The sequence below is a fragment of the Arthrobacter sp. NQ7 genome, assembly GCF_029581595.2.
In the GTDB taxonomy this organism is placed as follows: domain Bacteria; phylum Actinomycetota; class Actinomycetes; order Actinomycetales; family Micrococcaceae; genus Arthrobacter; species Arthrobacter phenanthrenivorans_B.
The window spans coordinates 120,790-139,123 of record NZ_JARFXU020000004.1; the positions used below are offsets into that span (position 1 = coordinate 120,790).

The window sequence follows — 18,334 nt, forward strand, 5'->3', positions numbered from 1 at the left end:
CCTGACTGGCCGGTCAGCTGCCGGTGGTGATGGCGTCGCCGGTTACGCCGGCAGCGCGGCGGGCGGCCAGCCGGTTCTTCTGCGGTTCGATCGTGTACCGGGGATCCCTGGCAGACTCCAGTCCCGCCTCGAACACACCGAACCGGGTCAGTGCCGAAGCAGCCAGCAAAGCCACCCCCGAAGCCGCAGCCACGACGCGGTTGCGGCCGCCCAGGAGCGTGCCCAGACCGCCGGCCACCGCCAGTCGTTCGCTCCATTTCAGCATGGTGCCGGCCTTGCCCTGGTGCAGGGGTTCGGCTGCCACCGGGTCCATCCGGCGCTCCATGGTTTTCATGGCAAGCACGTCGCCCACGACGCCGAGCACGGCAAGGTTGCGTGCCGGACCGGTTTCGCGCACCGGCGTGGTGACCATGGCGAGCCCGGCGGAGGCGAGGCATGCCGAACTCACGAAGACGAAAGGCAGTTCCTCGTGTGCGGCGTTCCAGGTGGGCGTGGCAGTGTCGCCCAGCAACACCGCGGTGTATGCCGCCAGGGGTCCGGCAAAGAGCGCAGCCTCGACGCCGGCCGGTCCTTCGACGGCCTGCAGGACCTTGCGCAGGGGGCCAAGGGGCAGCCGGTTTCCGCTCATCCGGTCGATTTCCGCCACTGCCGCGACGCCGGCACCTGCGCTGAAGGCGCTGAGGATCCAGGAGCCCACGCTCATCGGCGAGGTCACCTTGAAGGTCCGCAGCATGTGCAGGAAACGCTCCGGCCTCCCCAGGTCCTTCACCAGGGCAACGGCGCCGGCGCTCACGGCAGTCAAGGCACCCAGTCGGGCATTCCGCCGCAGTAGCGGACGGCCGGTCAGCTGCCCGCCGAGGCCCAGCAATGCCGAGCCCGCTGCCACGCCGCCCAAGAACAGGTATATGGCAACGTCATCGCCCCAGGGCGCGGGCTTTACGACGGAGCGGCCATAGTAGGAGGTGAAGTCCGGCTCCGGGACCATCGGCATTTCCCTGGAACCATCGCCGTTGTCCTTGCGCCGCCGCACGCCACGGTTGCCGTCCGGCCTGCGGCGCCGGGCAGGCTCCGCCGGCCGGAAGCTGTCGAATTCGGAAAGGGTCACGCCCGTCCTCCCAGGAAAGCCAATGCTGCGGCCGCGGCCATCCCCGCCACTGCCATGCCTGCCCGGCGGTACATCCGCGGCAGGTCGGCGGTGGGGACGCGAGGGTCCGGCGGGAGCCCGTACACCTCGGGCTCATCCAGCAGCAGGAAGACGGACCCGGTGCCGCCGACGCCGTCGTTCTCATTTGCGCCGTAAAGCCTTGCTTCGGTCATCCCCTGCGCATGCAGGGTGGCGACGCGCTCCCGTGCCGTTTCCACCATGTCGTCGTGGTCGCCGAACTTGATGGACGTCGTCGGGCAGGCCTTGGCGCAGGCGGGTGTCTCGTCGGCCACCAGCCGGTCGTAGCACAGCGTGCACTTCTGGGCGATGCCCTCATTGGGGACGGCCGGGTGCTTGGCGTGCTGTTCTTCCCTGCTGGTGGCAACCTTGACCGTGCCGTTGCTGCGGCGCTCGATCACCCCGAAGGGGCAACCGGCCACGCAGGTCCCACAGCCGTTGCAGACATCGTCCTGAACCACGACGGTGCCGAATTCGGTGCGGAAAAGGGCCCCCGTCGGGCAGACGTCCAGGCAGCCTGCGTGCGTGCAGTGCTTGCAGACATCCGAGGACATCAGCCACCGGAAGTCAGCCGTGTCCGGAGGCGTGGTGTCCGTCCCTGCCAGGTCCGTCGCGCCGGAGCCGGCAGGGGCGGGAGGGCCAATCCGGGGCATGCCCAGGCTGACCAGGGCCCGGCCCGATTCCCGGGCTTCGGCAATGCGTTCCTGGCCTTGCTCGATGAACGCCACATGCCGCCAGGTGCTGGCACCCAGCGATCCGGTGTTGTCGTAGGACGATCCCAGCAACTCAAGGTTTCCGTCCTGCGGGTTGTGGTTCCATTCCTTGCAGGCGACTTCACAGGCCTTGCAGCCGATGCAGATCGACGTGTCGGTAAAGAACCCCTTGCGCGGATGGTTGTGCTCCCAATGGGCATCGGCGGTGGGGTCTGTCGGTCCGGACAACTGGCCCATCTAGTCCTCCCTTGTACGATCGGCATCCGGAGCGGGCATGATGCCTTCCGCCGCCGGATCGGTGACGGCACTGTTACCGGTCGCGGTGGTCAGTCCTGCCCTCGCCTGGTATTCGGCGACCAAAGCCAGCAGTTCTTGCCCGCGGGGCCGGCGGCCCGGACGGATGTCGCATGACGCCACCTTGGATTCCTGGATCTGGACGTTGGGGTCCAGGGTCACGCCCAGCAGGTCGTTGGCGGCGTCCCCACTGACCACGGCATTGCTGCCGACTCCCCAGTGGTAGGGCAGCCCGATTTGGTGAACGGTGTGGCCGCCAACAGCCAGGGGCCTCATCCGGTCCGTGACCAGCACCTTCGCCTCGATCGCGGAGCGGGGCGAGATGATGGTGGCCCACCCATAGGGTTCCAGGCCCTTCTCGGCGGCCAGTTCAGGCGAGACCTCGCAGAACATCTCCGGCTGGAGTTCCGAAAGGTAAGGAAGCCAGCGGCTCATCCCGCCCGCCGTATGGTGCTCGGTGAGCCGATATGTGGTGAAGACGTATGGGTACACGTCCGCCCCGCTGGTTCCGGCACTTGGCGCGCTGAAGTTGTCCGAGCGCGGGAAGACCAGCCGCGCCGGACTCTGCTGCTGCGGGTACAGCGCGTTCGCCACCGGTGATTCCTGCGCTTCATAGTGGGTGGGAAGGGGGCCGTCCATCAGGCCCTTCGGCGCGAACAACCAGCCCTTGCCGTCGGCCTGCATGATGAAGGGATCGTCGCCGCTGAGCGCGGCTGGACCACCGAGGGAGGGATCCGGCTTGCTGCCAGGTGCCCGGTCCACGGGGAAGTCGGGCACGTCGTCACCGACCCACTTACCCTGCTCCTGGTCCCACCAGATGTACTTCTTGCGCTCGCTCCACGGCTTGCCGGCCGGATCGGCGGACGCACGGTTGTAGAGGATCCTGCGGTTGGCCGGCCATGCCCAGCCCCATTCCGGGGCGGCAGGACCCTGTTCGCGGCCCGGCTTACGGCTGGCGGCGTGGTTGAACCCGTCGGCGTACACGCCGGTGTAGATCCAGCAGCCGGCCGCCGTGGATCCATCGGCGCGGAGCTCGGTGTAGGCCGAGAGTGGCTTGCCGGCGTCAGGGCCGTCAAGGTGGCGTCCGTTGATTTCCGCAAGTACCGCTTCGGCGTCAGGATCGCCGTGCTCATCCGTGGGGTAGTCCCAGGTGAGGTCGAGCAACGGACGGTCCCGCTCGTCTTCGGACCCGGCCAGCTTCTCGCGGATCCGCTTGCCCAGCTCGAAGAAGAACTGCAGCTCGCTTTGGCACTCCCCCGGCGGCGCCACCGCCTGGTGCCGCCACTGCAGCAGCCGCTGGGTCTGCGTGAAGGAGCCGGCCTTCTCGACGTGCGTCGCCGCGGGCAGGAAGAACACCTCGGTTTCAATGTCCTCCGTGCGCAGTTCACCGGACTCGATTTCAGGCCCGTCCTTCCACCAGGTGGCGGACTCGATAAGGTTCAGGTCGCGGACCACGAGCCACTTCAAATGGGACATGGCAAGGCGCTGCATCCGCCCGTGGGCCGAACCCACCGCAGGGTTCTGTCCAAGGATGAAGTAGCCTTCCACTTCATCCTCGAGCATGCCCATCACTGTCTCGTAGGTTCCGTGGGCTCCGGTCAGTCGCGGAAGGTAGTCGTAAGCCCAGTCGTTGTCCGCCGTTGCGGCGTCACCCCACCAGGCCTTAAGGAGGCTGATGGTGTAGGCGTCTGCGTCGGCCCAAAAACCCTTCTGCTGTTTCGAGCCAATGACTGACAGGTACTCCTCGAGGCTGTCATGGCGTCCGGCGCTGGGCATCGGCAGGTACCCGGGCAGGAGGTTGAACAGGGTGGGGATGTCGGTGGAGCCCTGGATGCTGGCGTGGCCGCGCAGGGCCATGATTCCGCCGCCCGGGCGCCCGACGTTTCCGAGGAGCAGCTGCAGGATGGCGGCCGCCCGGATGAACTGCGCTCCGAGGGAGTGCTGGGTCCAACCGACCGCATAGGCGAAACAGGTGGTCCGGTCGCGGCCGGAGTTCTCCGTGATGGTTTTGGCCAGGTACTCGAAGTCGGACACACTGATCCCGCACATGTCCTGCACCATGTCCGCGGTGTACCGGGCGTAGTGCCGCTTCACGATCTGGAAGACAGTCCGCGGGTCCTGGAGGGTGTCGTCGCGCTGCACTTCGGCGTGCTCCAGGGGCGGGCCGCCGCTTCCGTAGGCGTGGCCGGCCGCCCGGGCGGTGGCATCGGCGCCGTGTTCCGAACCGGGGCCCGGCTCGTCGATGGCACCGTCCTCCTTTTCCGCATACGCCCACGATGACGTGTCGTAGGCGCGCTTCTCCGGGTCAAAGCCGGAGAACAGCCCGCCGAGATCCTCGGCGTCGCGGTAATCCTCGTGGACCAGCGTGGCCGCATTGGTGTACGCCGTGACGTACTCCTTGAACCACAGGTCGTTGGTGAGGACGTAGTTGATGAGAGCACCGAGGAGCACCACATCCGAGCCGGCCCGAATCGGTATGTGCTTGTCCGAGACGGCCGAGGTCCGCGTGAACCTGGGATCCACGTGGATGACCTTGGCGCCGCGTGCTTTAGCTTCCGCCACCCACTGGTATCCAACAGGATGGCACTCGGCCATGTTGGACCCCTGGATGATGATGCAGTCGGCGTTGGCCATGTCCTGCAGTGATTGCGTCGCACCACCGCGTCCAAACGAGGCTCCCAAACTGGGAACCGTGGCGGAGTGTCATATGCGGGCCTGGTTCTCGGTCTGCACCGCCCCTGCAGCCGTAAAGAGCTTCTTGATCAGGTAGTTTTCTTCGTTGTCCAGGGTTGCGCCGCCCAGCGAGGCGATGCCCATGGTGCGGCGCAGCAGCCGGCCCTGGTCATCCTCCTGCTGCCACGTCCGGCGGCGGGTTTCGATGAACCGGTCCGCCACCATTTCGACGGCCGTCGCCAGATCCAGGTGCTCCCACTCCGTGGAGCGCGGGGCACGGTAGAGAACTTTGGTCTGCCTGCCAGGTGAATTGACCAGCTGCTCGCTTGCGGAACCCTTGGGGCAGAGGCGGCCACGCGAGATAGGTGAGTCGGGATCGCCTTCGATCTGGACAACCTTTTCATCCTTGACGTAGACCTTCTGCCCGCAGCCAACAGCACAGTAGGGGCAAACGCTTTGGACGACCCGGTCAGCAGTCGCGGTGCGGGGTTCAATAGCCCTGGTCCTCGCTGATGTGACAGCGGGCCCACGGCCCAGCAGATCCCCCGTGCTCAATTGACGGACGACCGGCCATTGAAGAAAACTTCGCGGTGCCATTTCAGGAGCATAACCCGAAGCGGCGCGAAAGCAACAGGACAGCCTTCGCGTGTCTTCGGGCAATTGCAGAGCCCGATCAGCAGCCGGGCCGGCCCGGGTAAACGGGCTGGTCAAGTAGCCCGTGCCAACGGAAGGGTCCACGACGACGGGACGCCCCGCCGTCGTACCACTCTCCTTTAAAGGGCCACCGCGGGCACCGGTGGGGCGCGGGCGGGACAGTTATGCGCTGCGGTCCATCAGCCGTGGTTTTCATCGTTTTTGACGACATCGATTAATACATTGACAGTGCGGGTGGCACGAGTCACACTGTTGCATATGGTGATCGATGTTGCGTACAGCGCGTACATAAACGTCCTGGACGGACGCAATGTTGCAGGTCGATCCTCCCCAACTTTCAGGACGACGAAGTTTCGACAACGCCGGTTGCCGACCCCAGCTCCGTAGTTCCGACGAATCGCACACCACCCAGCCCTCCCGGGAGGAAACCCAACATGACTGCTTCAGTGAATGTCCCCCTCAAGCGCGGGAAGCTCGCTTCCTCATTGCCTGCCGAGCAGTTGGCAGAGATCACTGCGCTGTTCGAGTTCCGGCGCACGGGCTACTCCCTCGACGCCCCCTTCTACACCGATCCCACCATCTTCAAGCTCGACATGGAGGCCATCTTCGGCCAGCACTGGATATTCGCCGGCAGCGTTGCCGAGCTGCCCGAGCCAGGCGACTACATCACGGTCGACTACGGCCCCTACTCCCTGATCGTGCTGCGCACCGACGAGGGCGACGTCAACGTCCTGCACAACGTCTGCCGCCACCGCGGTGCACGCGTCCTGACCGAAGCTGCCGGTTCCACCGGAAACCTGGTCTGCGGATACCACTCCTGGACCTACTCCCCCGAGGGCAACCTGATCCATGCCTCCGCACCCGGCGAAGCCAAGTTCGACAAGAACTGCTTTGCCCTCAAGCGCGCCCACAGCCGCGAGGTTGCCGGGCTCATCTTCGTCTGCATCGCTGACGAACCGCCCACGGACTTCGACGAAACCGCCAAGATCTTCGAGCCCTACCTGGCACCCCACGACCTCTCCAAGACGAAGATCGCCTACCAGCAGAACATCATCGAAGAGGGCAACTGGAAGCTTGTCATGGAGAACAACCGTGAGTGCTACCACTGCGACGGACACCCGGAGCTCGCATGCTCCCTCTTCCCCACCTGGGGCCTCACAGAGGGCCTGATCCCGGCGCACCTTGAGGAAGTGTGGGACCGCAACAAGAACGCACAGTCCTCGCTCGAGGAGCGCTGCCGCCGCTACGGCCTGCCCTACGAGGTGGTCGAGGAACTCGATACCCGCATCGCCGGCATCCGCATCTCCCGCGAATCCCTCGACGGCGAGGGCGAATCGTTCTCGGCAGACGGACGCAGGCTGTCCAAGAAACTGCTGGGCGACCTGCCGGACTTCCGCCTGGGCCGCTGCTCGATGCACCTGCAGCCCAACAGCTGGTTCCACTTCCTGGGCGACCACGTCATCACCTTCGGCGTCTTCCCCATCAACGAGCACCAGTCCCTGGTCCGCACCACATGGCTGGTGGCCGATGACGCCGAGGAAGGCGTCGACTACGACCTCGATAAGCTCACCTATACCTGGAAGCAGACCAACCTGCAGGACAAGGCATTCGTAGAACTGTGCCAGCAGGGCGCCGCCAGCCCCGCGTACGAACCCGGCCCCTACATGAAGAGCGAATACCAGGTGGAGGCCTTCATCAACTGGTACGTGCAGCGCGTTCAGGAGCACTTGGCATGACCGAACTCCTTACCGAATCGGTAGTCCAGGAGCCACAGCGCATCCGCGGCCTTGAAATGCCGTGGAACAGGGTGATGGGCAGCGCCGAGGCACCCGCCCGCGCTGCGCGGGCTCTGGGTCCCTGGCATCCGCAGGAGTTCATGGCCGAATGCGTGGAGACCATTCCCGAGGCCGGCGGCATGATGACGTTCGTGTTCCGCCGCTGCGACGGTGCGCCCCTGGCATTCCGCGCCGGCCAGTACGTGAACATCGCCTTTCCGGTGAACGGCGAGGACCAGGAACCTGTGGACCGGAGCTACTCCATCTCCAGCTCTCCCACGGAACCATGGACCTTCAGCGTCACCGTCAAGCGCGACCCCGGCGGACTGGTTTCTCCGTGGGTGCATGAAAATGTCCGGCCCGGCACCGTCCTGGACATGCTGGGACCCGTGGGGGCATTCCACCTGCCCGATGCCGACCGGCGCGCACGGTACCTCTTCCTTGCCGCCGGCGCCGGCATCACGCCCATCATGTCGATGCTGCGGACCATCCATTCACTGCCTGGCACGGCCGACGTGGTGGTGCTGTACCACGGCGCGGAAGCCGGCGGCTTCGCCTTCCACCGGGAGCTGGCCTACATCGCTTCCGTGGACTCGCGCGTCAAGGTCTTCTACGCCCTGGGCGACCGTGGGCGGCCCGAGGAGTGGGAAGGCTTCAGCGGAAGGCTGTCCGCTGCCATGATCGACGAGGTCGCTCCTGATGCCAACGGCCGCCAGGTGTACGCCTGCGGCCCGGAGGGTTACCTGAACACCGCCACTGAGCTGCTCAAGAAGGTTGGTGTCGATGACACCTCCATCTACATGGAATTCTTCTCGGGGGACCGCCAGACCCTCCTTGAATACCAGGCAGAAATCGCGTTGGCCACGGACATTGCGGAGGAAATCGCCGAGGAGATTGCCGATTCCGCCGAGGACTACTTCGAAAGCCAGCCCGCGGCGTTCGGGATTTATGAGCCCGGCTACGACGAGGACGGAACCCTGCAGGCCACCGGGATGCCGCTGGAAGCGGCGGACCCGGATGCTCCGGCCAGCACCGAAGCCGCCGGCCCCGTACCGGAAACCGCGTCCCCGGACGCGTCCAGCTTCGAAACCGTCGGAACCGGCAGCCTCACCCTGTCCTTCATGCGCACCGGCATCAATGTGCGGATCGATCCGGAGCTGCCCATCCTTGAGGTGGCACAGCGTGCGGGTGTCCGGATTGGCGCCAACTGCAAGGAGGGCATGTGCGGCTCCTGCAAGATCGTCAAGCTGTCCGGCGAGATCGACATGAACCACCAGGGTGGAATCCGCAAACGGGAAATTGATGCCGGCAAATTCCTTCCCTGCTGCTCCACCGCGCGCACCGACATGGTGATCGACGCCTAGCCGTTTCCCGGAGCGGCGGGCGCCCGCGCAGCCCCAGGATCACCACATGTGAGAACAAGAACCACACGGAAGGTCTGATGCAGCCAGCGTCAGGCCTTCCGTGCCAATCCGAACACCAACCATAGGAGCCATGCCCATGTCAGGTAACAAAGCCGTTGCATACAAGGAGCCCGGAGTCGTCGAGGTCATCGACACCCCATACCCCTCCTTTGAACTGAAGGCCGGCCCCGGCGTCAACCCCGCCAACGTTGGCCGAAAGGTCCCCCACGGCGTCATCCTCCGTACCGTGAGCACCAACATCTGCGGCTCCGACCAGCACATGGTCCGCGGCCGCACCACCGCCCCCGCCGGGCTCGTCCTGGGCCACGAGATCACCGGTGAAGTCATCGAGACCGGACCCGACGTCGAGTTCATCAAGGTCGGAGACATCGTCTCCGTCCCCTTCAACATCTCCTGCGGACGCTGCCGGAACTGCAAGGAGCGCAAGACCGGCATCTGCCTGAACGTCAACCCGGACCGCCCCGGATCCGCCTATGGCTATGTGGACATGGGCGGCTGGGTCGGCGGCCAGGCCGAGTACGTCCTGGTCCCCTACGCGGACTGGAACCTGCTGCGGTTCCCCGACCGGGACCAGGCGCTGGAGAAGATCATGGACCTGACCATGCTCTCCGACATCCTGCCCACCGGCTTCCACGGTGCCGTCACGGCAGGAGTCGGGGTCGGGTCCACCGTGTATGTAGCCGGGGCAGGCCCGGTGGGGCTTGCCGCGGCCGCCAGCGCCCAACTGCTCGGCGCGGCCGTGGTGATCGTCGGGGACCTCAATGAGGACCGGCTTGCCCGGGCCCGGTCCTTCGGCTGCGAAACGGTCAACGTGGCCAACGGTGACCCGGCCGACCAGATCGAGCAGATCCTCGGCGTCCGCGAAGTCGACTCGGGCATCGACGCCGTGGGCTTTGAGGCCCGCGGACACGGCCACGGCGCCCAGGAGGCCCCGGCCACTGTACTCAACTCGCTGATGGACCTCACGACCGCCGGCGGTTCCGTGGGCATTCCCGGTCTGTATGTGACGGGTGACCCTGGGGCCGCGGACGAGGCCGCCCGGAAGGGCAGCCTGTCCCTGTCCCTGGGCACCGGCTGGGCGAAGTCCCTCTCGTTCACCACGGGTCAGTGCCCCGTGATGAAGTACAACCGCCAGCTGATGATGGCGATCCTTCATGACAGGATCCAGATCGCCAAGGCGGTCAACGCCACGGCCATCCCGCTGAGCGATGCTCCGCGGGGGTACGCGGAATTCGATGCCGGCGCCGCCACAAAGTACGTCCTGGATCCGAACGGCTACCTCAACAACTAATCAGAGGTAGAAGGGCTCACAAGCGCTGGCCAATACGGCCGTTGCACCACCGGACCGACGGTGGTGCAACGGCCGCGTCGTCTTAAGAAACAAATCCTGTCGGCTTCCCCTTTTTTCCGGCAACTCCGCCGCTGACTCTGGCAGTGGCCCTGGTCCCATCCAGGGACACCCTCTTTGTTCCGGTTCGCTGGGCATACGTGGGAAAACGGAGATATATCTTACCGCAGATCTTGATATATAAGTCCTATACTAGGACCGGTCCTTATCAGGACCTCACCAACTCAATGAGGAGTGGAACCTATGCAGCAACTCGCTCACCGGCTCGAACGCCTGGGCACCGAAACTGCCTTTAGTGTCGCCCAGGCCGCCGCTGCCTGGAAGGCGAAGGGGAACGCCGTTTACCCCTTCCACCTTGGCGACATCAACATCCCAACAGCCCCTAACATCGTCGAGGCGATGAACCGGGCTATCGCCAACGGCTATACGGGCTACTGCCCCGGCCCCGGCATCCCCCAGTTGCGGGAGGCCCTCGCCGACGACCTTGGGGCTCGCCGCGGCATCCAGTTCTCCCCGGATAACGTCGTGGTCATGACGGGCGGCAAACCCGTTATCACGAAGTTCCTGCAGGCGGTCATGAACCCCGGCCAGGAAGTGCTCTACCCGAACCCCGGCTTCCCGATCTACGAATCGCAGATTGAATACCTTGGTGGCACGGCCGTCCCCTACCGCTACCTGCCCACGAGCCAGGGCTTCGCGATCGACCTGGACCAGGTGCGCGCCTCGATCACCCCGAATACGGTCGCCATCATTTACAACGACCTGCAGAACCCGATCTCTGCCGAGTCGACGCCGGCTGAACGGGAGGCTATCGCCCAGCTCGCGCAGGAGCACGACCTCTGGGTGCTCTCCGACGAGGCGTACTTCGAGACGCGCTATGAGGGTGTCTCCAGCTCGATCGCCTCACTTCCCGGCATGGCGGAGCGCACCGTGATCCTCTACACCTTCAGCAAGAAGTTCGCCATGACCGGATCACGGCTGGGCTGCGCCGTCGCCCCGATCGAGATCGCCAAAATCCTCAGCACACTCAACACCAACGATGAGTCGTGCACCACCCACTACGTGCAGTGGGCCGGCATCGAAGCGCTCCGTGGCACCCAGGAGCCCGTCCAACAGATGCTTGACATCCTGCGGGTCCGCCGGGACGCAGCATGCGAACTCGTGAACGATATTGCCGGCATGCACGTGGCCGTGCCGCAGTCCACGTTCTACCTTTTCCCCGACGTTACCGAGGTCATGGAGCGGATGGGCTACTCGGCAGTCGGAGATTTCGCCTCCGCAGCCCTGTACGAAACCGGCGTCTCCTTCTGCACCCGCGAGCACTTCGGCCGCCGCCAGCCCGGAGAAGAGCGGCAGTACATCCGGCTCGCCTACTCCGGCATCGACGTCGCCGATATCCGCGACGGCCTCGGCCGCCTGCGCAAGTGGATCGAGACCGCATGAGCCGGGTGGTCGTCACGGGACGCATACCCGAAACCGCGCTTGAGAAGCTGCGCGCCGAGCACGAAGTCGATGCCTGGTCCGGTCCTGAATCGATTGGCCGCGGGGAACTGCTGCGCCGGGTCGCCGGGGCCGATGCCGTGGTGAGCCTGCTCACCGAACGCATCGACGCCGAGCTGCTCGACGCCGCCGGCCCACAGCTCAAAGTGGTCGCGAACGTCGCCGTCGGCTACGACAACATCGACGTGCGCGCCTGCACCGAACGGGGCATCGTGGCCACCAATACCCCCGGCGTACTCACGGAGGCCACGGCCGACATCGCGCTCGGCCTCATCCTCATGACGACCCGGCGGCTTGGCGAGGGGGAACGGCTCATCCGCTCCGGCCAGGCCTGGAAATGGGGCATGTTCTTCCTGCTCGGCAGCAGCCTCAAAGCCAAGACACTCGGCATCGTCGGCATGGGCGGCATCGGCCAGGCCACCGCACGCCGGGCCAAGGCCTTCGGCATGGAAATCGTCTACCAGTCACGCAGTGCGATCGACCCCGCGATTGCGGCCGAGCTTGGTGCCCGGCGGGTTGAGCTCGACGAGTTGCTGGCCATCTCCGACGTCGTCTCCCTGCACTGCCCCTACGGGCCTGAGACCCATCACCTGATCGGCGCCGGGCAACTCGCGTCGATGAAGCCATCGGCCTACCTGGTCAACACCGCGCGCGGACCGATCGTCGACGAGGCAGCGCTCGCTTCTGCACTTCGCGACGGTCAGATCGCGGGTGCCGGGCTCGACGTCTTTGAAGACGAGCCGGCTGTGCACCCCGGGTTGCTCGAGCTTGAGAACGCGGTGCTCGTGCCGCACCTCGGGTCCGCCACCGTCGAGACCCGCACCGCGATGGCAATGCTGGCGGCCGACAACACCCTGGCTGTGCTCAGCGACGAACGACCGCCCGCCCCGATCAATTAGTCGCACGGGCAGCCCCTGCGTGAAGTGGTCACGCATCAAGGCACCACATCTTAGAGAGAGAGTTTAGTGACGCGTATAGGGATCGTGGCCGAGTTGGGCCGCGAAACGAGGGTGGCGGCGACGCCTGCCACCGTGAAGCAGTTGTTGGGTTTGGGCTACGACGTCGTGGTCGAAAAGGGCGCCGGTGAATCCGCGTCCTTCCGGGACGACGCATATGCTGCGGCGGGCGCGGTGATCGTGGGCGCCGACGATGCGTGGGGCAGCGACGTGGTGCTGCGGGTCAATCCGCCCACGGAGGAGGAAATTGGCCGTTTGGCTCCTGGTGCCACCCTGATCGGTTCGTTGAGCCCGGGCCTGCGCCCGGAGCTGGTGGAGGCTTTGGCGGCGCGGCCGATCACGGCGCTGGCGTTGGATGCGGTGCCGCGGATTTCGCGGGCGCAGTCGATGGATGTCCTGAGTTCGATGGCGAACATCGCAGGGTACCGTGCCGTGATCGAGGCCGCGCATGAGTTTGGCAGATTCTTTACCGGGCAGGTGACGGCGGCGGGCAAGGTTCCGCCGGCGAAGGTTCTAGTGGCCGGCGCGGGCGTCGCCGGGTTGGCGGCGATCGGTGCCGCGTCGAGCCTTGGCGCGATTGTCCGGGCGACGGATCCGCGTCCCGAGGTGGCGGATCAGGTCAAGTCCATTGGTGGTACTTACCTCAAGGTTGAGGTTGAGGAGGAGATGAAGTCCTCTGACGGGTACGCCAAGGCGACGTCGGAGGCGTACAACGCCAGGGCTGCCGAAATTTACACCGAGCAGGCAGCGGATGTGGACATCATCATCACCACGGCCCTGATCCCGGGCCGGCCCGCGCCGAAGCTACTGACAGCCGGGGACGTTGCCGCGATGAAGTCCGGCAGCGTGATCGTTGACATGGCTGCCGGGCAGGGCGGGAACGTCGAAGGCTCCGTGGCCGGGGAACGTATCGTGACGGAGAACGGGGTGGTGATCCTCGGGTACACGGATCTTCCCGCGCGGCTTCCGGCCCAGGCGTCCCAGCTGTACGGGACGAACCTGGTGAACCTGCTCAAGCTCCTGACCCCGGACAAGGACGGCCAGCTCCGGATCGATTTTGATGATGTGGTGCAGCGCTCGGTGACGGTGGTGCGCAACGGGGAGCTGACGTGGCCGCCGCCCCCGGTCCAGGTCTCCGCCGCCCCCGTGGTCAAGGCGGACGCGTCCGCGGCCGTGGAAAGCCCTGCACCGAAGAAGAAGCAGGGCCTCAGCGCGGCCGGTAAGGCGGGGCTCTTTGCCGCCGGGATCGCCGCGCTCTTCCTGGTCAGCGCGGTTGCCCCGGCGCCGTTGCCGCAACACTTCACGGTATTGATGCTCTCGGTCGTGGTCGGCTTCTACGTGATCGGGAAGGTCCACCACGCCCTGCACACCCCGTTGATGTCCGTCACGAACGCAATCTCGGGGATCATCGTCGTCGGCGCCCTGCTGCAGGTCACCTCGGAAAATCCGGTGATGCAGGTCCTCGCCGCCGCGGCGGTACTGCTGGCCAGCATCAACATCTTTGGCGGCTTCGCCGTCACCCGCCGCATGCTCGCCATGTTCTCCCGCGCAGATGGGGCGCGTAAATGAGCGTCGCCACTGAAGCAGCAGCAACCCTTGTGAGGAGCCTTACCGTGTCCGACACCGTCACCGGTCCGCTGACCGCCGACACCATCGCGGGAGCTGCATACATCGTTGCCGCCCTGCTGTTCATCCTTAGCCTCGCCGGGCTGAGCAAACACGAAAATGCCCGTGCCGGGGTGATCTACGGCATGGCCGGCATGGTCATCGCCCTCGCCGCGACCGTCTGGCTGACCGTCCAGGGTGCCTGGGGTGCCGGGCATGGCCTCACCGGCCTGGGGCTGCTGGTTGCAGCGGTCGTGGCCGGCGGGGCCGTCGGTCTGTGGCGTGCCCGGGTGGTGGAAATGACCGGCATGCCCGAGCTCATCGCCCTGCTGCACAGCTTCGTCGGCCTCGCCGCGGTCCTGGTGGGCTGGAACGGACACCTTGAAGCCCCGGCCCTGTCCGCTGACCTGATGGCCGTCCATCATGCCGAGGTGTTCATTGGCGTGTTCATCGGCGCCGTCACGTTTACCGGCTCGATCGTGGCTTTCCTGAAGCTGTCGGCCCGGATGAAGTCCTCGCCCCTGATGCTGCCGGGCAAGAACGCCATCAACCTTGGTGCCCTCGTTGTGTTCGTTGCCTTGACCGTCTGGTACGTCAACGACTCCCAGCTGTGGCTCCTTGCCGTTGTCACTGTCCTGGCCCTGGGGCTGGGCTGGCACCTCGTGGCTTCCATCGGCGGCGGCGACATGCCCGTCGTCGTCTCCATGCTCAACAGCTACTCGGGCTGGGCCGCGGCCGCCGCGGGCTTCCTGCTGAACAACGACCTGCTCATCATCACCGGCGCCCTGGTGGGCTCCTCGGGTGCTTACCTGTCCTACATCATGTGCAAGGCCATGAACCGGTCCTTCATTTCCGTGATCGCCGGCGGCTTCGGCATCGCCGCCCCCGCCAGCAAGGGCGACGCCGACCAGGGCGAGCACCGTGAAATCACGGCCGAAGCCACCGCGGAAATGCTGGCCAACGCCTCCAGCGTTGTCATTACACCCGGTTATGGAATGGCCGTGGCACAGGCCCAGTACCCCGTTGCCGAACTGGCCCACCAGCTTCGGGAAAAGGGCGTCAACGTCAGGTTCGGAATCCACCCGGTCGCCGGGCGCCTTCCCGGACACATGAATGTCCTCCTTGCCGAAGCCAAAGTCCCGTACGACATCGTCCTGGAAATGGACGAAATCAACGACGACCTCGATGACACCTCCGTGGTCCTGGTCATCGGGGCCAACGACACAGTGAACCCCGCCGCTGCCGAGGACCCAGGCAGCCCCATCGCCGGCATGCCGGTCCTCCGTGTCTGGGAAGCCGAGAACGTCGTCGTGTTCAAACGTTCCATGGCCGCCGGCTACGCGGGCGTGCAGAACCCGCTGTTCTTCCGCGACAACTCCCAAATGCTCTTCGGCGACGCCAAACAACGCGTCGAGGACATCCTCAAAGCCTTCTGACCGTATGCATTTTCCACCTGAGGAGAGACCATGCGTAGACATCGAACAGTACTCCGGAGCGTGGTTCAGACAGCAGTTCCACCACGCTGGTCACGTCAGGCCAAGGAGGTTGACGCAGCACCCTTGGCGCCAGCCTTCTTTGGCATCGACGATTATGCTGCATCGCCGTGGATAGGCCTCCACTACAGGCACGAGTTGCTGCTGCACTGCAATCACGAATTGCTGGAGCTTCACAACAGGAATGAATAGAGGCAGGGATCGCCTCAGCCTTTGTGGACAGGTACATCCCAGGTATGTGGCGGTTTACCTGTGAACCTTGGAACCTCAGGCTGCATCAAGTGGCCGCTGAATTGGGAGTCGCCCTCGGCCGGTGTCCGGTCGAGGGCGACTCCGTGTCCGCCAGACGCCAGAAGAGGCGCCGACAGCCGGGAAGACTGCCGCTACGATCCGATCGTCGGGGTGGGCCTGAAGGCGTTCGCGGCCTTGTCGAGGACCACCTGGGCATCAGTTCCGGAGTCAAGGATGGTGTTGCGGGCGGAGCCGGCATCGACCTGTACAGCCGTCACGGCGAGTCCGCCCGCAGCGCCCGTGGCCAGCAAGGCGTCCACCTGCGCCTCAAAGCAGGAGTCACTCGAGGTGGCATTAACATCCAGTGCCACCACGTGGTTGTTGGAGACGAAGTTGCCCGTCCCCTCCAGCAGCCGGATGATGACCGGTGTGGCTCCTTCCGGCCGGATGGTCTGGGCGTCGATGACCTCGGAGAAGTGGTTCCCGATGACCGAATTGTTGTTGCCGCTGACGCTGAGCAGCCCGGTGAGGTCGTCCAGCCCGTTGTCGATCCCCAGGAAGGGCGTCCACGGTTCGTGGTCCCGCAGGAAGTGGTTGGTGGCGACCAGGTTTTCGGAACTGTTGGCGTCGAGGACCACCATCCCGGGATAAAACGAGTGCAGCCGGTTGTTGCTGATGCTTGACCGTGTTACGCCCTCCAGGTGGACGCTGCTGGCTCCGCGGGGGAAGACGTTGTTCGCGGTAACCAGGAGCCCGCCATGGTTCTGCGCGTAGATCGAGTAGCCCTTAAAGCCCGCACCGATCAGGTTGTCGGTGATCTTCGACGCCTGGCCCCACCCGCGCAGCTCGATGCAGCTGCCGCATTCGGCGATGAAGTTGTCGTGAATGGACAGCGCGTCAGCGTTGTGGATGGTCAGTGCGTTCTCCAGGTAAACGAACCCCATGCCGTTGATGCGGAAGGAGTCGTTGGCGCCGGCCACGAAGATCCCAGTCTTGCCGTTGACGTAGCTGTTCTCCGGGGCCAGCTCCGAGCCGTCCGGGACAAAGTGCAGCCCGTCGATGCAGAAATTGGCGAATTCCACCGAACTGATCCGCGGGCTGCCGCTTCGCTCGATGTAGAAGGCCGCTCCCCTGGCTTCCTCCCCGTTGGCGTCGACGGGAATGTCATTCAGGATCCTGCTGCCGCCCGGCCACAGTTCGTGCAGTCCGGCCCACTCCTCGCGGGGAACGTTGAAGCGGATGCTCGACGACGTGAAGCCGTGCCCCGCACCCTCGATCCGCAGGAAGCTGATATCGATCACCACCTGCGTGCGCAGGTGGTAGTCCCCCGGCGGCAGGTAGATCACCGCACCCGGTTTTCCGCCGTTGTCCACATCGGTGCCCGACTGCCGCTCCTTGATGTCCGCGATGATGCTGTTGATGACTTCGCCGACGTCCTTGACCGGGTTGCCGATGGGCCACGCCGTCACGTCGTAATAGTTGTTGCTGGACATTGCGTCTTCCCTTGGTCTTCTCACGGGTGCTTGGTTTCCCACTGGTGCTTGCGTTTCACTGGTGTGCGGGCTGCCGGTCCGCTGCATCTGACTGCAGTTCGTCCAACGTTGGCGGCTGGGCGCCGGGCCGGCCAACGGTGATCGCGGCGGCCTTGGATGCCATCCGGCCCAGCGCTTCCAGCACTGACGGTGCCAGGCCGCCGGCCCCGCGCAGGAGGAGTCCGTAGATCAGGGCGGACATGTATGAGTCGCCCGCGCCGATGGTGTCCGCCACTGTGGCTGTGACCGGGGGAACCAGCACGCGGGCGTCCCGCGTCGTCAGCATGGACCCGTCCGCTCCCCTGGTGATGGCCACCAGCCCGGCGCCGAGGCCCAGGATGTGGCGTGAAATCTGCTCCAGCGGCTGCCGGGGATAGAGCCAGTGGGCATCCTCGTCGCTGAGCTTGACCACCTCGGTGAACGGGATCAGTTCCTCAAAAATCATCCTGGCCTCGGAGTGGCTGCCGAGCAGGGCCGGACGGATATTGGGGTCGTAGGTGACCACGCAGCGCTGGTGCGCCTGCTCCAGGAGCCCGCGTACTGCTGCCGCGCCCGGGGCCAGGAAAGTGGCGATCGAACCGGTGTGCAGGATTTTGGGCAGGGTGGCCGGCGCCGTCCCCGGAAGGTCCCAGCGGATGTCGAAGTCGTAGTGCGCGGACCCGTCGGACGCCAGGGTTGCCGTGGCCGTGGCGGTCCGGCCGGACCCTTTGGAACCGGGCAGGAGTTCGACGCCCGCGCTGCCCAGATGCTGCTGGATGGCCGCCCCGCGCGGGTCGCAGCCGATCGAGGTCAGCAGGGCGGTGGCCACACCCAGCCGCCCGAGCCCGTGGGCAACGTTGGCCGGCGATCCGCCGGGGTGCTCCACAGTGCCCGCGGACGTAACGACGATGTCCATCAGCGCTTCGCCGACGACGACCACATCGGCGCCCCGTGCAGGGTCGCCATGGAGGTGCTGGGCTGGTGACATTCTGGAC

The 18,334-nt window shown here is 65.5% G+C and carries 12 protein-coding genes; 7 read left to right on the plus strand and 5 right to left on the minus strand.

Annotated elements, in window-relative coordinates; translation table 11 throughout:
• Positions 1 to 13: 13 nt before the first annotated feature.
• The 3 genes from nrfD to fdh are packed head-to-tail and all read right to left on the minus strand — an operon-like array spanning position 14 to position 5,439.
• Positions 14 to 1,105, minus strand: coding sequence for an NrfD/PsrC family molybdoenzyme membrane anchor subunit (nrfD, locus tag PUN71_RS06780; protein ID WP_043449634.1), 1,092 nt, complete (start codon positions 1,103 to 1,105; stop codon positions 14 to 16).
• Positions 1,102 to 2,112: a 4Fe-4S dicluster domain-containing protein gene (locus tag PUN71_RS06785; RefSeq protein ID WP_277797797.1), complete on the minus strand. Its 1,011-nt coding sequence runs from the start codon at positions 2,110 to 2,112 to the stop codon at positions 1,102 to 1,104. The genes nrfD and PUN71_RS06785 overlap by 4 nt, the downstream gene beginning before the upstream one ends.
• The gene (fdh, locus tag PUN71_RS06790) at positions 2,113 to 5,439 is read right to left on the minus strand and encodes a formate dehydrogenase (protein WP_277797798.1); all 3,327 of its coding nucleotides are present in this window, start codon (positions 5,437 to 5,439) and stop codon (positions 2,113 to 2,115) included.
• 491 nt (positions 5,440 to 5,930) lie between these two features.
• Here fdh and PUN71_RS06795 point away from each other — a divergent pair, with 491 nt between their 5' ends.
• The 7 genes from PUN71_RS06795 to pntB all read left to right on the plus strand — a co-directional run bounded on the left by PUN71_RS06795 (position 5,931) and on the right by pntB (position 15,540).
• Positions 5,931 to 7,232 (plus strand): aromatic ring-hydroxylating oxygenase subunit alpha, encoded by a 1,302-nt coding sequence (locus PUN71_RS06795; protein WP_277797799.1) that lies wholly within the window; start codon positions 5,931 to 5,933, stop codon positions 7,230 to 7,232.
• Positions 7,229 to 8,635, plus strand: coding sequence for a ferredoxin reductase (locus PUN71_RS06800; protein ID WP_043449623.1), 1,407 nt, complete (start codon positions 7,229 to 7,231; stop codon positions 8,633 to 8,635). The genes PUN71_RS06795 and PUN71_RS06800 overlap by 4 nt, the downstream gene beginning before the upstream one ends.
• A gap of 136 nt (positions 8,636 to 8,771) precedes the next feature.
• A complete protein-coding gene (fdhA, locus tag PUN71_RS06805; protein WP_043449621.1) occupies positions 8,772 to 9,986 on the plus strand; it encodes a formaldehyde dehydrogenase, glutathione-independent in 1,215 nt (404 codons plus the stop codon).
• Between the two features lie 300 nt (positions 9,987 to 10,286).
• Positions 10,287 to 11,486, plus strand: coding sequence for a pyridoxal phosphate-dependent aminotransferase (locus PUN71_RS06810; RefSeq protein ID WP_277797800.1), 1,200 nt, complete (start codon positions 10,287 to 10,289; stop codon positions 11,484 to 11,486).
• Positions 11,483 to 12,442 carry a 2-hydroxyacid dehydrogenase gene (locus tag PUN71_RS06815; protein ID WP_277797801.1) on the plus strand — a complete coding sequence of 320 codons (960 nt, stop codon included), beginning with the start codon at positions 11,483 to 11,485 and terminating at the stop codon, positions 12,440 to 12,442. The genes PUN71_RS06810 and PUN71_RS06815 overlap by 4 nt, the downstream gene beginning before the upstream one ends.
• 66 nt (positions 12,443 to 12,508) lie before the next feature.
• Positions 12,509 to 14,068, plus strand: a complete 1,560-nt coding sequence (locus PUN71_RS06820) for a Re/Si-specific NAD(P)(+) transhydrogenase subunit alpha (RefSeq protein ID WP_277797802.1) — start codon at positions 12,509 to 12,511, stop codon at positions 14,066 to 14,068.
• Positions 14,065 to 15,540 (plus strand): Re/Si-specific NAD(P)(+) transhydrogenase subunit beta, encoded by a 1,476-nt coding sequence (gene pntB / locus PUN71_RS06825; protein WP_277797803.1) that lies wholly within the window; start codon positions 14,065 to 14,067, stop codon positions 15,538 to 15,540. Before PUN71_RS06820 ends, pntB begins: the two co-directional genes overlap by 4 nt.
• A 440-nt stretch (positions 15,541 to 15,980) precedes the next feature.
• Here pntB and PUN71_RS06830 read toward each other — a convergent pair whose 3' ends face one another.
• The gene (locus PUN71_RS06830) at positions 15,981 to 17,321 is read right to left on the minus strand and encodes a NosD domain-containing protein (protein ID WP_277797804.1); all 1,341 of its coding nucleotides are present in this window, start codon (positions 17,319 to 17,321) and stop codon (positions 15,981 to 15,983) included.
• Positions 17,322 to 17,376: 55 nt separating this feature from the next.
• Positions 17,377 to 18,327, minus strand: a complete 951-nt coding sequence (locus tag PUN71_RS06835) for a carbohydrate kinase family protein (protein ID WP_277797805.1) — start codon at positions 18,325 to 18,327, stop codon at positions 17,377 to 17,379.
• Positions 18,328 to 18,334: the final 7 nt, after the last annotated feature.

Excerpts from the sequence above, each read along its gene's own strand:
- pntB (WP_277797803.1), top strand. The coding sequence starts at position 14,065 with ATGAGCGTCGCCACTGAAGCAGCAGCAACCCTTGTGAGGAGCCTTACC.
- PUN71_RS06835 (WP_277797805.1), bottom strand. The coding sequence starts at position 18,327 with ATGTCACCAGCCCAGCACCTCCATGGCGACCCTGCACGGGGCGCCGAT.
- PUN71_RS06815 (WP_277797801.1), top strand. The coding sequence starts at position 11,483 with ATGAGCCGGGTGGTCGTCACGGGACGCATACCCGAAACCGCGCTTGAG.
- fdhA (WP_043449621.1), top strand. The coding sequence starts at position 8,772 with ATGTCAGGTAACAAAGCCGTTGCATACAAGGAGCCCGGAGTCGTCGAG.
- PUN71_RS06795 (WP_277797799.1), top strand. The coding sequence starts at position 5,931 with ATGACTGCTTCAGTGAATGTCCCCCTCAAGCGCGGGAAGCTCGCTTCC.
- PUN71_RS06810 (WP_277797800.1), top strand. The coding sequence starts at position 10,287 with ATGCAGCAACTCGCTCACCGGCTCGAACGCCTGGGCACCGAAACTGCC.
- PUN71_RS06785 (WP_277797797.1), bottom strand. The coding sequence starts at position 2,112 with ATGGGCCAGTTGTCCGGACCGACAGACCCCACCGCCGATGCCCATTGG.
- PUN71_RS06830 (WP_277797804.1), bottom strand. The coding sequence starts at position 17,321 with ATGTCCAGCAACAACTATTACGACGTGACGGCGTGGCCCATCGGCAAC.
- PUN71_RS06800 (WP_043449623.1), top strand. The coding sequence starts at position 7,229 with ATGACCGAACTCCTTACCGAATCGGTAGTCCAGGAGCCACAGCGCATC.